The following is a 14382-nucleotide window of genomic DNA, read 5'->3' as shown; positions in this document are numbered from 1 at the left end:
TGGCCTTCTAGGAGGCGCGGCGTGCGCGGGCGGCGCGCCGCTTCAGGGCGCGGCGCTCATCTTCGCTCATGCCGCCCCAGACACCGGCATCCTGGCCGGATTCAAGGGCCCATTGGAGGCACGTGTCCACTACAGGGCACCGGCGGCAGACGCTCTTGGCTTCCTCGATCTGCAGGAGGGCCGGGCCTGTGTTTCCGACGGGGAAGAACAGTTCCGGGTCCTTGTCGAGGCACGCTGCGCGGTTACGCCAATCCATGCTGATCAGTTGCTCCATTTCTGGGAAGTGCCCTTTGTGAAATTATTCACTAGTGGCTACAAAGGAAAGGGGCCCTCTGGGCCCCCTTGGTCATCTGCATCAAGCCTGTCATGTTAACGCTGTGTAAACAAGGGGTAATAACGCCTGATATCAGTGGAAACCTGAGCGATACATCACAGTGGCGGCTCCTGCCCTCACCAGTGTCCGACTATGTCCGGTAGGGTGCCAGTGTGTCAAGACCCCCGGTAAACCCAGAAGGTGCCCCCACGTCTCCGGATCACCCCGGCAACGGGCCCGGCCGTCCGGCTGGTAAACATCCCGCAGCCGCACCTGCCGCGGCAAGAGTAGTGGCGCTTATTGCCGGTGCCGAAGCAATCGCCCTGCTGGTGGCGGCCGCCTGGTACGGCTACGAGCTGTTCACCGGCAGCCCCGTGCTCTCGTTCTGGGGCGCCGTCTTCACCCTGGGCCTCCTGCTGGCCTTTTCCGCCTGGCTGTTCGCCGTATCCGTCTTCCTTTACCGCGGGTACAGGTGGACCCGGGCGGCGGCGCTGGTGGCCCAACTGTTCGTCTTAGCGATTGGTGTTCCCACCCTGACCAGCGGCCTGGTTCTTGCCGGCTTGGCGATGGTGGTTCCGGCCGGCATCGCGATCGTCCTCCTGTTCTCCAACAAGGTAATCAGCCACGCATCCCGTACCGGCAGTCCGCCCCCTGCCCTCTGACCGCATTGGTACCCAGGCTGATACGCCTGGATTGCGTGACGGCGGCGGGAAACATTCGCTGGTTCAGCCCGCGGCACCTGCCCACCCCACCTGAAGGGCGCAGGACCGTGCCGCGGAAATCAGGATGCCGCGTCCCGGCGGTGGATTGGCCTCAACTTCAAAGCGGACCCCGAACAGGTCGCCGTCAGCCATGGACCGCGGGCACAACAGAAGCCCGAGGCCGGCCGCCCGCGCGTTCATGATCAAGGGAACCCGTTGTGGCAGCACAGGGTTGTAGCCGGCGGTGACCACGAGCGAATAGCCCAAAGCGTTGAGGCGGCCCAGGTCCTTCACTGCCGAAGGGTCCAGGAGGTCAATGTCGTCAACGAGCAGCAGCGTTTCTTGCGGCACTGCACCCGCTTCCGCCTGCTGCAGCACGTCCTTCCAAAAGTCTCCTGCGGCCTCGTGCGGCACGGGACCCGAGCACCATTCTTTATCGGGATTGAGCCTCTTCATGGCGTGCAACACGTTGCTTTTACCGCTTTCTGGGGTACCGAGAACTGCCACCACGCCGCTGGGCGGAATCCGGAGAGCCGTTGCCTCCAGTTCATCGCCCGCCACGCCCAGGAGGACGGCCCGGGCCTGTCCTGAACCAGCGGAAGCCTTCGCGGCTCCTGGTTGCAGGTTCCGGGGATCGGTCCGTGACCAGGAGGTCCCCGGCGGGGTGCGCCCCGCACGTGCTGCGACCTCGCCGGTGGCGATCCTAGCCGGGAGGGGTTCCACCCTGAACGGTGGCGACGAAGCAGGCAGGTAACCGCTCCCGCCAGTGCAGGGCTGCCCTGGGCCAACGAAGGGCTGTCGGTAGAACTGGCAGACGGCCGGGCCGCCGTCCGCTGCGGGACCAAATGCAACAGCCCTTCCCGCGACGACGGCAATGGAAGGCATCCGCGGCCATGCGGCGCGGCTCTCTTCAGTGGAGCCGGACGGAAAGTAGAAGCGGTTGGGGATGGAACCGTAGAACCTGGCCGTGACCAGTTCCCGTTCACCGGAAAGCAGCAGCGTTATCCCTGCCCTGCTTCCGTCGCGGACGAGGTCCTGGACCAAGTCTTCGGCCCAGGCGAGTGGGCCGGACCGGAGGGCTGAAACCCATGAGCCCCAGCCCGAGACAATGAGAACAAGGGGTACTTCCCCGGCGGCCGGCCGGCTGAGGCGCCTGCTGAGTTCACGGGTAAGCCGCTCCACGATCCGGACTCCGCGGCGCAGGTCGTGCACACCGGCGTGGGCTCCGACCCGGCTGGCTTGCGCGAAGGGCAAAAGGCTCCCCGTGCTGTCCAGGAAATAGAAATGGGCCTCGGATGGGCTGGCCAGCAATCTCCTGGCCGTCAGTTCAAGGGCTGCCGTCGCGCCGGAGGTGGAGCTGCCAATGAAGGCGGCATGACCTTGGTTGACGCGGCTCCAGGTTAAGGTCACCGCCTTTTGCTTATGGGGCAGATCCATCAGTCCCAGGTCCACAGTACTTTCATCATCTCCAGGTCCACCGGACATAGGGCCGGCCGCCGCGGATCCAGAGGCTGACAAGTCCCCGTCCGGTTCATCCAGGTATTCAGGCAGCGGAGGGGCCACCGGTCGCCGGGGAACCAGTTTCCCGTGGGCCACGCAAAGGGACTCGACGAGCGCCACCAGCGGAGCTGCTGCCTCGGCAGGCGTTGGCGCAGGGCCCGGTTGTGTGGGGTCCGTCGCTTCCGGGGAAGCGAGGTACACCGCTGTCGGCTGGACGACGACGGAATCCCGCAGCGGCTCCTCGGAAGAGGAGGCCAGGCATGCGGTCTGGAACTCTTCGGCAGGTTCCGTTCCGCGTGCCAGGAAGGCGCGGCCAGGAGCGTCAACACCGATGGCCGCCGCGGCCTTCGAGTTGACGATGTCCATTGACTCCATGTCGGACTGCACGCGAAGGGCAATGCTGGACGTGACGTTCGCCCGGATATCGGCTGTCAGCGCTCCTTGGGGCCGCTGCGTTGCCATCACCAGGTGGATGCCCAGTGACCGCCCTATGGAAGCGATCCGCAAGAGTTCACGAAGTACTTCCGGAGCATCATCAACGAGCATCCTGAACTCGTCGATGATGATGACAAGGTGGGGGAGGACGAAGTCCTCGGCCAGTGGGGAGGAGCGGTAGGCCGCGATGTCCGGCACAGCCGCTGCAGAAAGGTGTTCTTCACGGAGCCTGACTTCGGCACGCAACGACACGAGAGTGCGCTCCATTTCGGAGGTGGACAGGTCGGTTTGGAGGCCGACGCAGTGGACCAAGCCACTGAGCGGGCCCAAGCCCGAGCCACCTTTGAAATCGAAGAAGAAGAAGTTGATGCGCTCCGGCGGGTAGCTCAGGGCGAGCGCCAAGGTAAGGGTCCGGAGCAGTTCCGACTTTCCCGAGCCGGTGGTGCCCGCAACGAGCAAATGGGGGCCGTCAACCTGGAGATCCACGGTCTTTGTCCCGGCCACACCCAGGCCCAGCGGCACCGGGAGTCCGTCCCTTGCCGCATTCGATTCCCAGCGGCGCGCGGTTTCCGCCTGAGTCAGGGGCAGGACATCGCCAAGACCGCAGGTGTCCGGAATTGACCGCAGCGGCCCGTCCGCCGGCTTCGGGGCGTTCGCCAGGCGTCGGCACAGCGCGGTGAACACTGCATCCGGTACCAGATCCGCGACAAAAAGCGTCTGGCCGTGATCTTGGAGCATGACCGACCTGCGCTCAGACAAGAACACATCAGCTGCCGGAGACGCGGTTTCTTCCGGAAGAAAATGAAGAACCTGCCACCCCCGTTCCAAAGCGGCTGCACGAACCTCGAGGTCACCCGCCGTGGCCGGCCCGGCACTGCGAATCAACAAGACGGTCCGCTCTGAACCGGAAGGACCTCCGCCGCCGATAACCCGGAGGGCGGCGTCAGTTGTTCCCGTGAGGGTTACCCCGGGAAGGTACCGGGCGGCCAACGGCAGATTCTCCGGCTGCCCGTGGATGACCACCCCCGTTGTAACGGCCAGTGGGTAGCCCGCAAGTTGCATGAGAAGGCAACGGACAGCGCCGTCGACCCCCGCTGAAGAGCCGCCGACAACAGTGAGCGGCCGGCGCGGGTCAAGGAGGACAGGGACTCTGCCCGCCGAAGGAATCGTTCGGACGGCGCCTGCCGGCTCAACCCGGACGTTGGCCTCCTGCTCCATTTCGCCCAACCTCAGCCACACGCCGTCGGCAGCGGAACCGGGAACGGGCGTGTGCGTTCCCCGGTGCGCTGCCAAGGCAACGATGGCAAGGGACGGGGCGCACCGCCGTCGGCGCTCCCGGTCTTCCCTTACCGCTGTTTTTACGGCAGCCGACAATTCCTGCCTCTGCCGCCGGCCGCCGATGATGGGGACGAGAACGGAAAGAGCGGACGCCGCCGAGAAGGCGAGAAACATCCACATCCCGGTCAAGACTGCCAGTCCCACGCCGATTGCCAGCGGGAGAACTGCGGCCAGCAGGAGCAGCGCGCGGTTGCCAGGTTCAGCCCGGCCGGAGACCACGATGGGTTCGGCCACGGACCTTCCTGCATCTGAGAGCACTCTCTCCGGCAGATCCGAAAACACCAGCGACATGGTTGACTGCCCGCACCTGATGCCGGAATCCGTGGAGATCACAGCGTTCCGGATCCTTCCACCATCGACGTACGTGCCGTTTGCACTATCCAGGTCGATCAGGATGATCTCCGTGTCCGTGACAACAATTCGCGCGTGTTCGCGGGACAACTCCGGATCCTGGATGACAATGCGTGTGCCGCTCCGGCCGATGGTGTAGCTGCCACGCCGGATTGCAACGACTGTCCCTGCGGCGGCTCCGCTGTGAATGGCGAGGGCCAGCGGGGCCTCCGTATCAACGGCCGAAGGCCGGCGCGGCCTTCTTGTCGATGGCGAGGCGCCGCCGTCGACAAGAATTGCCGCGTCCACCAGCGGCGGAATGCCTGATACCAACGAACAGAGATCCTGCCCCTCCACAGTGACCGCGCCGGTGCCGAACTTGTTCGATAATTGCTCGTTGATGTCCGCACCAGGAGTGCCGGGCGCGGCCTCAATGGACAGTTCGAGAGGGGGCCCGGGATGTGCGGATCCCGGACCACCAACCAATGTGCAATGCAGGGTCATGGGTGCCAATCCTTTGTGCGTATGGCGTCACGCTATCCACGTCCGGAGATCATGTGGAGCGGCATCGGCATCCATGTGGAAAACTTCCCAAGGTAGGCCTGCCTGCACGGCGGGGGCTCGGCTAGGATCGCTACATCCGGCCCTCGAAAAGAGGGCCATGAGCAGCAGGGGAGTCTCCTTTGGGCACCATCGCTGACAGCGCTGACGTTGATCCAAGCGCGCACATCGGTACAGGCGCCAGAGTGTGGCATCTCGCGCAGGTCCGGGAGGAGGCACGCCTGGGGGAGAACTGCGTTGTGGGCCGTGGCGCCTACATCGGCCCGGGCGTAGTTCTCGGGGATAACTGCAAGGTGCAGAATTACGCCCTGGTGTACGAACCTGCGGTTCTGGAGGCCGGAGTCTTTATTGGTCCTGCCGTGGTCCTCACCAATGATGTCTTTCCCCGCGCTGTGACTCCGGATGGCACCCTCAAGACAGAGGATGACTGGGACAAAGTGGGGGTTACGATCCGGGAGGGAGCTGCTGTCGGAGCCCGTGCAGTCTGCATAGCGCCCGTCACCATCGGGGCATGGGCGATGGTGGCTGCCGGCGCTGTGGTCACAAAGGATGTGCCGGACTTCGCGCTTGTGGCCGGCGTCCCTGCCCGGCGCATCGGCTGGGTGGGTAAGGCGGGCCAACCGTTGATAAGCGAAGGCGGCCAATGGGTCTGCCCCGGCACACGGGATTCGTATATCGAACGGGACGGGGTGCTGCGACCCGCGTGATGACGCCTGTGCGACGGATCACAAGGGCGAAGGAGATTCGACGGACGCTCCGGTCCCTCGGGTAGGCTAGAACAGCAGACGATGCACTCCATTGTGCTGCCCGTATTCAAACCAGGAGATTTTGTGACCGCTGACCTCGTCATTGTAGGGTCCGGCTTTTTTGGCCTGACAATCGCAGAACAGGCCGCTAGCGAGCTCGGCCTGAAGGTCGTCGTCCTCGACCGCCGCCACCATATCGGCGGTAACGCCTACAGCGAAAAGGAAGAGCAGACCGGTATTGAAATCCACCGGTACGGCGCCCACCTTTTCCACACGTCAAACGAACGCGTGTGGGAATACGTCAACAGGTTCACCACCTTCACCAACTACGTGCACAAGGTTTACGGCGTCCACAAGGGGGAGGTGTACTCCCTGCCCATCAACCTGGCAACCATCAACCAGTTCTTCCGGGCCAATCTCACCCCGGGCCAAGCACGGGACCTCATCCGGGAACAGGCCGGGGAACTGGCTGGAACAGATCCCCAGAACCTTAATGACAAGGGCATCCAGCTGATTGGCCGTCCCCTGTACGAGGCCTTTATCAAGCACTACACCGGAAAGCAGTGGCAGACGGATCCCAAGGACCTGCCAGCGGGCATCATCTCCAGGCTGCCCGTGCGCTACAACTACGACAACCGGTACTTCAATGACAAGTACGAGGGCCTGCCCACCAACGGTTACACCGCGTGGATCGAGAAAATGGCCGAACACCCGAACATCGAGGTGCGCCTTAACACAGACTTCTTCGACGAGTCGCACGAATACAGCAAGAACAAGGTGGTCGGAAAGATTCCCGTGGTTTACACCGGCCCGGTGGACCGCTACTTCGACTACGCCGAGGGCGACCTCTCCTGGCGCACCATCGACTTCGAAGAAGAGGTCCTGGATGTCGGCGATTTCCAAGGCACCTCCGTCGTCAACTACAACGACGACGACGTCTCCTACACCCGCGTCATCGAACCTCGCCATTTCCATCCCGAGCGCGACTACCAGACCGAAAAAACGGTCATCATGCGGGAGTTTTCGCGATTCGCCGAAAAAGACGACGAGCCTTACTACCCCGTCAACACTTCCGCGGACAGGGAGCGCCTGCTCAAGTACCGCGACCTCGCCGCCGCTGAAACCGACGTCCTGTTTGGCGGCAGGCTGGGCACCTACAAGTACCTGGACATGCACATGGCCATTGGTTCCGCGCTGAGTATGTTCGACAACAAGATCAGGCCGCATTACGAAAACGGCGTGAAGCTGGAAAGTGGAGGCGTGGACGCATGAGCGCCGCAACCTTGACGCCTCCCGACAAGGGCGGCGGACTCATCGATGTCCTTCGGCACCGGGAGCTCCTTCAGCTAATTGTGCGGAAGGAGCTGAAGGTACGCTACCGAAGCTCCGTTCTCGGACTGCTGTGGAGCTACGTCAAGCCGGCGGTTCAATTCGTAGTCTTCTACTTTGCCCTTGGTGTCTTCCTTGGCCTCAACAAACAGCCGAACTTCGTGATTTACATGTTTTCCGGAATTATTCTGGTTAATTTCTTCTCTGAGGCATTTGGGCAAGCGACCAGGTCCATTGTCGCGAATGGAGCATTGGTCAAGAAGATATTCCTTCCCCGAGAGCTGTTTCCAGTCGCTTCCGTTTGGGTAGCTATAGTTCATTTTCTTCCACAACTGCTGATCCTGTTGGCGGCCTGTCTCTTCTTTGGTTGGTCACCGACCCTGGTGCAGTTGCTGGGTGCTGTAGGAGCATTTGTGATGGTTACTGCACTCGGGCTCGGGTTAGGTCTTCTGTTTGCTGCAGCCAATGTGATGTTTCGTGACTCTGAAAACATCGTTGATCTTATGCTGATGATGGCCACCTGGCTGTCCCCGGTTCTATACGCCTGGTACCTGGTGAGGGACAGTCTCGGTGAAACATTCTATTTCTTTTACCAGCTCAATCCCATGACGATCGCAGTCGAGCTTTTCCACGCAGCTTTTTGGTTTCCTACCGCTGCCGTGCAGAAAGCCCCTGAAAGCGCTCCGCTTCCCGAGCACCTCGTTTCCTTGTGGCTCCCGGTCGGATTACTTATTTCGGTGTGTTTCTTGATTTTGGGGCAAACCGTATTTCGTCGCCTTGAGGGCAGATTTGCGCAGGAGTTGTAGTCGTGGGTAATGAAGCCATTGTCGTTGAAAACGTCTCTAAACGTTTTAATCTTCGCCATACTAGATCTCTAAAGGAGACGGTCGTATGGCTCTTCAAAGGGCGTAGGGGGGATCTCTCCTCTACGTTCATGGCTCTGGACGGCGTGGACCTAACCGTGAATGCCGGAGAGTCGGTTGCTTTGCTCGGTTACAACGGCTCAGGTAAATCTACCCTTCTCAAGCTGATATCGGGCGTGATGGGTTCGGACACCGGGCGGGTTAGGACCCGAGGCAAGGTTGCGGGACTCATTGAGGTTGGGGCAGGATTCCACCCTGACCTCACGGGCCGCGAGAACGTATACCTCAACGGTGTAATCCTTGGTATGACCGAACAAGAGACGACCGATCGTTTTGACGAGATCGTTGAGTTCTCCGAGATCGGAAAATTCATCGATACTGAAGTCAAATTCTATTCGTCCGGGATGTTCCTCCGGCTGGCATTTTCTGTGGCCGTCCATACTAAGCCGGATGTTTTTCTCATCGATGAGATTCTCTCTGTTGGTGACGAACCTTTCCAGAAGAAGTGCCTCGCCCGTGTGCAGGAATTGCGCTCGTCCGGTACGACGCTTGTGGTCGTTAGCCATGACCTGGACATGGTCAGCAGGGTGTGCGATCGCGGCGTCGTCTTGCGCCAAGGCCGGAAGGTCGCGGATGGTCCCATCGCTGACGCAGTTAACCTCTTGCGGGCGAACTGATGCCGCCAGTTGAAACGGATTTGTTTACCCCGGAAGGATCCATGAGTACGTCATTACGGCTTTTCGACATCGTTGACGAAGGAGAGAGCGGCCTCAGCGGGCAAGGAGGACGCCTGAGCGGGCGGGAACTGGGGCTGCTTGCGGGCGCGCTGAACTATCACTCCCTCGTTCATCCTGGACGAGAGTTTAAAGTCGTGGTGCTGAGGGCTCCTGATGGAGAGTTTCCGCGTCTGACTGACCAGTCCTGTCATCGTCTGGAATGGAGAGCTGATCGAACCGCAATCTGCGCCCTGTCTGTTCGGAGCAACCTCAAAGCGGTCGTGTCTCATGAGGCCGGCGTGTTGCCACTGGTCATCGACCTCGGAGGTGAGGGCTCGGAAGGGGGCACAAGTTACTACGATCGTGCGGGGCTCAAGGGCAAAGTCTTTAAGCGAGTCAGGTTTGGTGCGCCCGTAATTTTTGATGCGTTACGGCAGGGCCTCACCGACGTATATGAGAGACACCTAATACCGAAGCGTCGCGACCAAAGAATGGCAGCACCGCAGGTATCGGCTCCTGCCTTGCGATCGCACAACGAGCAGCCGTTGCGGCGACCAGCTATTATATTCGGTTTGCACTGGCTGGAAATGGGAGGAGCCGAGCGGTGGGCATTGGAATCTATTGCATTGGCTAAAGGCGCTGGCTTTCTTCCGATCGTGCTGACTGACAAGGACTCATCTCACCCGTGGATAGACCGGCCGGAACTCCACGGTGCCTTGGTACTGCCAATGACATTTCCGCTACCCCAGGGTGAAGAAGCTGATCTGCTTCTCGCCTTGCTCTCTGAATTTTCCGTGCGAGGTATTCACGTACATCACAACAATTGGCTGTACCATCGGTTGCCATGGCTAAAAGCGTTTGATGCCTCGATTCAAGTCGTGGACACACTGCATATCCTGGAGTGGCGCACTGGGGGTTTCGTTGAAGTTTCCGTCAAACTTTCGAACGTCATCGACATTCATCACGTCATCTCTCCCCAACTCCGGGACTACCTCGCGCTGGTGCGGGACGTGCCGAAAAGCAGAGTGGCCTTGGCGCCACTCTACGGGCTGTCTGATCAATTTGTGCCTATTCTGGCACCCCAGCTCCTGCAAGTTGCCAAGCCGTTCACGGTCGCTTTTGTTGGGAGACTTAGTCAGCAGAAGCGTCCTTACCTTTTTCTCCGCTACGCTGCTGAGCTGAAGAAGACGGCCGAACGCGACGTAAAGTTCATAGTGCACGGCGATGGCGCTCTATTGGAAGAGACGCAGAGGCTGGTTCAGCATTACGGTTTGGCGGGCAGCGTCGAAATGCGACATCCTCCCCAACCAGTGAGCGACACCTTGGCGGAAGCCGACCTGCTGGTTGTTTCCTCTGACAATGAGGGCCTCACACTAACGACATTCGAGGCCACAGCAATGAATGTTGCCGTTTTGTCGACCGACGTTGGTTCCCAAGCGTCCTTGGTGGCAGGACAGGCATTACTTCCCCGGCAGCCATTTGCTTTCGTTAAAGAGGCCGTGGCACGAACCTTGGCAGTGATGTCATCGGAAGCATTGCGCATGCAGATCGTAGCGGAGCAACAGGAAAAGATCATCGCCTTGAAACAATCACCGGATGCCCGCGGGTGGACAAAGGCGCTTTACGAAGGATGGAAGGCATGACCGATAGAGTTGCGGCCGTGGTTGTAACGTACAACAGGGCTGAGAAGTTAGGCCGGGTTTTGGATTCGATCCTGGCGCAGTCGCGCGCGGTTGACATGCTGGTGGTAGTGGACAATGCCAGCACTGATTCCACGTCTGAACTCTTGGCTACATACCAAGATGATCCCCGGATCGAAATTCTCCGGCTTGAGACCAACACCGGTGGCGCAGGCGGCTTCGCGGCTGGCATGGGTAGGGCCTACGAGCGCGGTGCTGACTGGGTCTGGATTATGGATGACGACTGCTATACGGATAAAACGGCGCTCGAGCGCCTGTTGGCGGGCCATTCCGCCGCTGAGGACGAACTGGGACGCCCTGTTCCATACAGCTGCTCCTTGGTCCGCTATACTGACGGGTCCATCTGTGAGATGAACAATCCGGGTACTGCCTGGGACTGGGGCCGTTTGATTGCTAAAGGTCAGAACTCGGTAATTATCACTAACTGTTCTTTCGTTTCGGTCCTAATTCCCCGGCGGTCGATCGCAAAGTACGGGCTGCCTTTGGTCGAGTACTTTATTTGGTTTGATGACATGGAGTACACGCTGCGAATCAGCGCAGAAGGTCCGGGTGTTCAGGTGTTGGATAGCGTCGTCGTGCATGACATGCCTGACAACCGTGGCGTGAACTTTGGTGATCTCAACGGCGGCAACGCATGGAAGTTCTTCTTTGGTGCCCGGAATGAGTCGTCATATCACTGGCATCACAATAATAAGCTTGATTGGCTTAGGTTCGTCGTAAGTACTTTTGTGTGGATGCGGCGAGGGAAGGTGGGGTGGCGACTTAGGCTTGGGGTTGCCGCGAAGATCCTTGATGGCATCAAGTTCAACCCGACGCCGAAAAAGGTACGTAGTGTTGCTTGATCCTCACTGACAAGGGCCGACGCCGTGCGATGCAGGTTTGAAAGAAGACCAGCCTGCTCAGGTCTGAAGGAGTTGAGGCGGATCTTGGACGGCCAACCGATGTCGTACAAATGCCGTCCCAGGTCGCTTGCAGCCTCCAGGTTGTCCCTTGCGTATGGCTTGATTGACCTGATTCAGTCTGGGCCAATGACAGGCCCAGCAGGAAGCCATGTTTTGCAATCGAGACCTTGTAGTCGCCGGACGGCGATGCCCACTCAAAGAGTCTTGAGGGCCGTTGGACGGTACATCATCACAGCAACGCAGCAACAAGAAGTTCAACTCAGCAGCCCAAGATCCTCGCGAGCCACAAGTAGTCTCCGGGCCGGACGTCCTGATGGCGATCTCCCAGGATTGCAGTAGTGGGCATTTCCCCATCCGGTATTCTTGAAAGACTGCACAAGGAAAATAGCCCGTCGTGCGCCGGCAATCTCCTTGATGACCGTAAGGATCTCATGCAAGACAATATGACGCTACCAACCTCCTCTCGTGCTGCAGGCGTCGTGGTGCAGCAAGTCCACGCGTTAACCGGCGTTCGTATAGTTGCTGCAATGTGGGTAGTACTGTTCCATATCCGAGGAAACATTGCGAGTGAATTCCCTTGGGTGTCTAATGTTCTGGGCCCCGTCTTGGCTCACGGTGAGCTCGGAGTCGACCTCTTTTTCGCATTGAGCGGTTACGTGTTGGCGTTGAACTACGGCGACAGGATGGGTATGAAGTTAGGTCGTTCAGCCACTTTAAAGTTCTGGTGGGCGCGAGTGGCCCGGGTTTGGCCAGCATACGCATTCATGCTGGTTTTCGCAGCTGTGTGGCACGGACTCCTTTTGGCGCGGCACAGTGATGACCCCGTAAGCGTGCATGAATACAGCGTGGGGAGCTTCCTGCGGCAGCTTACGCTGGTGGTGCAATGGACTGAACCGAGCTTTGAGAGGCTCACTTGGAATGGTGCTGCTTGGTCTGTGTCAGCTGAGGCCTTCGCCTACCTATTGTTTCCTGTACTAGTTCTTCTAATTTTTAGGATCAACAGATCACTCAGCACTCGGTCTCTCGTAATTATGGTCGGCGTACTCCTTTTCCCGGTTGTATTCTTCTCGTACGTTCTTGGTCTCTACGGCGCATGGATGTGGTTACTTAGGATACTCTGCGCTTTTATGGCCGGTGCTCTCGTTTTCTACATCGTTCGTAGGATTCCACCGACGGGTAAGAATAGATTGATTGCAAGCCACATAGTTGTTGCTGCAACTATGCTAATTCTTGCAGGATGTTTCTGGATGGATCGGACTGGGCGTACTCAATATATAGGTGTGCTGATACCCATATTGGTGCTAATCGTTGGCGCGCTAGGTATTGCGGACCGGCATATTGCAAGGCTGCTTTCTTCGAAGGCTTTCGTGGTGGGAGGTATGGCGTCTTACAGTATCTACCTGGTCCACATGCCCCTTATCGAGATGTTTTGGAAACTGCAAATGACGTTCCCAACCGCCTTCGGAGCAGGAAGCATAGGGGCCCAAGTTGGGTTTGTTCTTATTCCAGCGATCGTATCGGCAGCAGGCTATTGTTTGTGGCGTTTCTTCGAAGAACCGGCCCGCCGTAAAATGCGGGTCATGTCTACACAGAACATTCCTGAGCGGGCCGTCGACGATCCTCCGATAGGCCACGATGCACAGCATGACCTGGCTGAGCGGAGGCTCTAGAAGTACCAAGCGGGCTGGTTGGTGAAACCGCCGAGCGGCGATGCCCTTCGCATTTTGGTCTTCGTGGTTGGCGGGGAATTGAGTTCGTGTCGTTGAAGACAAGGGGGCCAGTGGCCCTGCTGGGATGAGTGTGCCTAGCATTCAACCTGGAACTGGACCAGGAGCCTTTGATCCGAGCCTACTGGGGTCGCAGCCGACGCTGCCCCGTCCTCTTCAAGCTGCCCGACTACCACGTCATCTCCACTACCATCACTGCCGCTCGCGGGCAGGTCATTGTCGGCACCGACCACCCGCCGGGATGCCCGAGATACGGGGTCATCGCATCCCGGCGGAAAGAGCGCCGCCGTCAGCGGCTCCGCGAATTCCCGTCGCTGGACTCTGGAAGTGCTGTGGTCCAAGTCCGCTGGTAATGCGAAGAGCCCGCCTGCCCGGCTGTCGTTGTTTGAATCAACGCCCCAGGCGCCGCCCCGCGCCCGCACGACGATCGGGCTGCGGAACCAGGTCGTGGACGCGGTCATCCGCTCCGGCCGGCCCGTGGCCGAAACAGCTGCAGGGTTCGCCGTGTCCTGGTGGATGGTCCGGGCAGCGGTGACCGAGGCGTGCCTGCTGCAGCTGCCCGACGCGGACAAGCTCAGCACGCGGATGCGGATGCTGGGCATGGACACCGGTCAGGTCCTTGGCATGGTCGACGGCCGTGACCACAAGGGGCGTGGGGGACTGGCTGTTCGCCCGACCGCTGGAATGGCGGCTGGCCGTGCAGGTCGTGGCAATCGACCCTTCCGCGGCGTTCAGGAAGGCGTTACGGATGTGGCTTCCACGGACGGCAGTCGCAGTTAATCATTTCCACCTGATCACGCTTGTCGATAAGTTCATGACGGAGACCCGGCAAAAGTTCTCCCAACAGGTCACAGGCCGTCGCGGCCGGCCCATCGGCAAGGCCTGGGCCAACCGCATGCTCCTCCTGCGCCGCGGCGAAACACTTAGCTGCCGTGCCGTCCGCCGACGTAAAGGAACAGGTCCGGGCCCCGGCACCCTTGGAAGACGCCGCCGCGGCCAAGAAGGTACTCGAGGGCCTGGTCACGGCAGCCACACGGCCGGAAACCAACAGGCTCTACCGCACAGTTTGCAGATGGTGGGAAGAGATCAAGGTGCTAGTCATCACCGGCGCCAGGACCGGCAAGATCGAGGCCAACAACACCGCGATCAAGACCGTCAAGCGCACCGCCCGGGATACGGCGACGCAGCCAAGCACCAATCGGTTCTTCTCTTGAGAAGTGT

Annotated in this window: 12 protein-coding genes and 1 pseudogene; 11 read left to right on the top strand and 2 right to left on the bottom strand. The window is 59.9% G+C overall.

Going from position 1 to position 14382, the window contains the following annotated elements; all coding sequences use genetic code 11:
• Nucleotides 1-7: 7 nt before the first annotated feature.
• Nucleotides 8-256 (bottom strand): WhiB family transcriptional regulator, encoded by a 249-nt coding sequence (locus AB4Y79_RS02110; protein WP_003804966.1) that lies wholly within the window; start codon nt 254-256, stop codon nt 8-10.
• A 230-nt stretch (nt 257-486) separates the two neighbouring features.
• On the opposite strand from AB4Y79_RS02110, the gene AB4Y79_RS02105 reads away from it, so the two are divergent.
• Nucleotides 487-975: a hypothetical protein gene (locus AB4Y79_RS02105; RefSeq protein WP_441858358.1), complete on the top strand. Its 489-nt coding sequence runs from the start codon at nt 487-489 to the stop codon at nt 973-975.
• 63 nt (nt 976-1038) lie between these two features.
• On the opposite strand, the gene AB4Y79_RS02100 is transcribed toward AB4Y79_RS02105, so the two are convergent.
• Nucleotides 1039-5121, bottom strand: a complete 4083-nt coding sequence (locus AB4Y79_RS02100; protein ID WP_441858356.1) for an FtsK/SpoIIIE domain-containing protein — start codon at nt 5119-5121, stop codon at nt 1039-1041.
• A gap of 179 nt (nt 5122-5300) precedes the next feature.
• Here AB4Y79_RS02100 and AB4Y79_RS02095 point away from each other — a divergent pair, with 179 nt between their 5' ends.
• The 10 genes and pseudogenes from AB4Y79_RS02095 (at nt 5301) to AB4Y79_RS02050 (ending at nt 14375) form a co-directional block, all read left to right on the top strand.
• The gene (locus AB4Y79_RS02095) at nt 5301-5885 is read left to right on the top strand and encodes an acyltransferase (RefSeq protein ID WP_441858355.1); all 585 of its coding nucleotides are present in this window, start codon (nt 5301-5303) and stop codon (nt 5883-5885) included.
• A 123-nt stretch (nt 5886-6008) separates the two neighbouring features.
• Nucleotides 6009-7196, top strand: coding sequence for a UDP-galactopyranose mutase (glf, locus tag AB4Y79_RS02090; RefSeq protein WP_441858353.1), 1188 nt, complete (start codon nt 6009-6011; stop codon nt 7194-7196).
• Nucleotides 7193-8059 carry an ABC transporter permease gene (locus AB4Y79_RS02085; RefSeq protein ID WP_441858351.1) on the top strand — a complete coding sequence of 289 codons (867 nt, stop codon included), beginning with the start codon at nt 7193-7195 and terminating at the stop codon, nt 8057-8059. Before glf ends, AB4Y79_RS02085 begins: the two co-directional genes overlap by 4 nt.
• Nucleotides 8060-8061: 2 nt before the next feature.
• Nucleotides 8062-8793, top strand: coding sequence for an ABC transporter ATP-binding protein (locus AB4Y79_RS02080; protein ID WP_441858349.1), 732 nt, complete (start codon nt 8062-8064; stop codon nt 8791-8793).
• Between the two features lie 41 nt (nt 8794-8834).
• Complete coding sequence (locus AB4Y79_RS02075) at nt 8835-10475, top strand: glycosyltransferase (RefSeq protein WP_441858347.1); 1641 nt, start codon at nt 8835-8837, stop codon at nt 10473-10475.
• Nucleotides 10472-11374 carry a glycosyltransferase gene (locus AB4Y79_RS02070; protein WP_441858345.1) on the top strand — a complete coding sequence of 301 codons (903 nt, stop codon included), beginning with the start codon at nt 10472-10474 and terminating at the stop codon, nt 11372-11374. The genes AB4Y79_RS02075 and AB4Y79_RS02070 overlap by 4 nt, the downstream gene beginning before the upstream one ends.
• A gap of 398 nt (nt 11375-11772) precedes the next feature.
• Nucleotides 11773-13104 carry an acyltransferase family protein gene (locus AB4Y79_RS02065; RefSeq protein ID WP_441858343.1) on the top strand — a complete coding sequence of 444 codons (1332 nt, stop codon included), beginning with the start codon at nt 11773-11775 and terminating at the stop codon, nt 13102-13104.
• A 384-nt stretch (nt 13105-13488) separates the two neighbouring features.
• Entirely contained in the window at nt 13489-13941 is a 453-nt protein-coding gene (locus AB4Y79_RS02060; RefSeq protein WP_441858341.1) for a hypothetical protein, read from the top strand.
• Nucleotides 13859-14035, top strand: a pseudogene (locus tag AB4Y79_RS02055) (transposase); the annotation flags it as partial. The gene AB4Y79_RS02060 and the pseudogene AB4Y79_RS02055, both read left to right, overlap by 83 nt.
• A 58-nt stretch (nt 14036-14093) precedes the next feature.
• The gene (locus tag AB4Y79_RS02050; protein WP_441858339.1) at nt 14094-14375 is read left to right on the top strand and encodes a transposase; all 282 of its coding nucleotides are present in this window, start codon (nt 14094-14096) and stop codon (nt 14373-14375) included.
• Nucleotides 14376-14382: the final 7 nt, after the last annotated feature.

The sequence above is a fragment of the Pseudarthrobacter sp. YAF2 genome, assembly GCF_052113345.1.
Lineage (GTDB): Bacteria > Actinomycetota > Actinomycetes > Actinomycetales > Micrococcaceae > Arthrobacter.
This window is presented reverse-complemented; position numbering and strand designations above follow the sequence as displayed.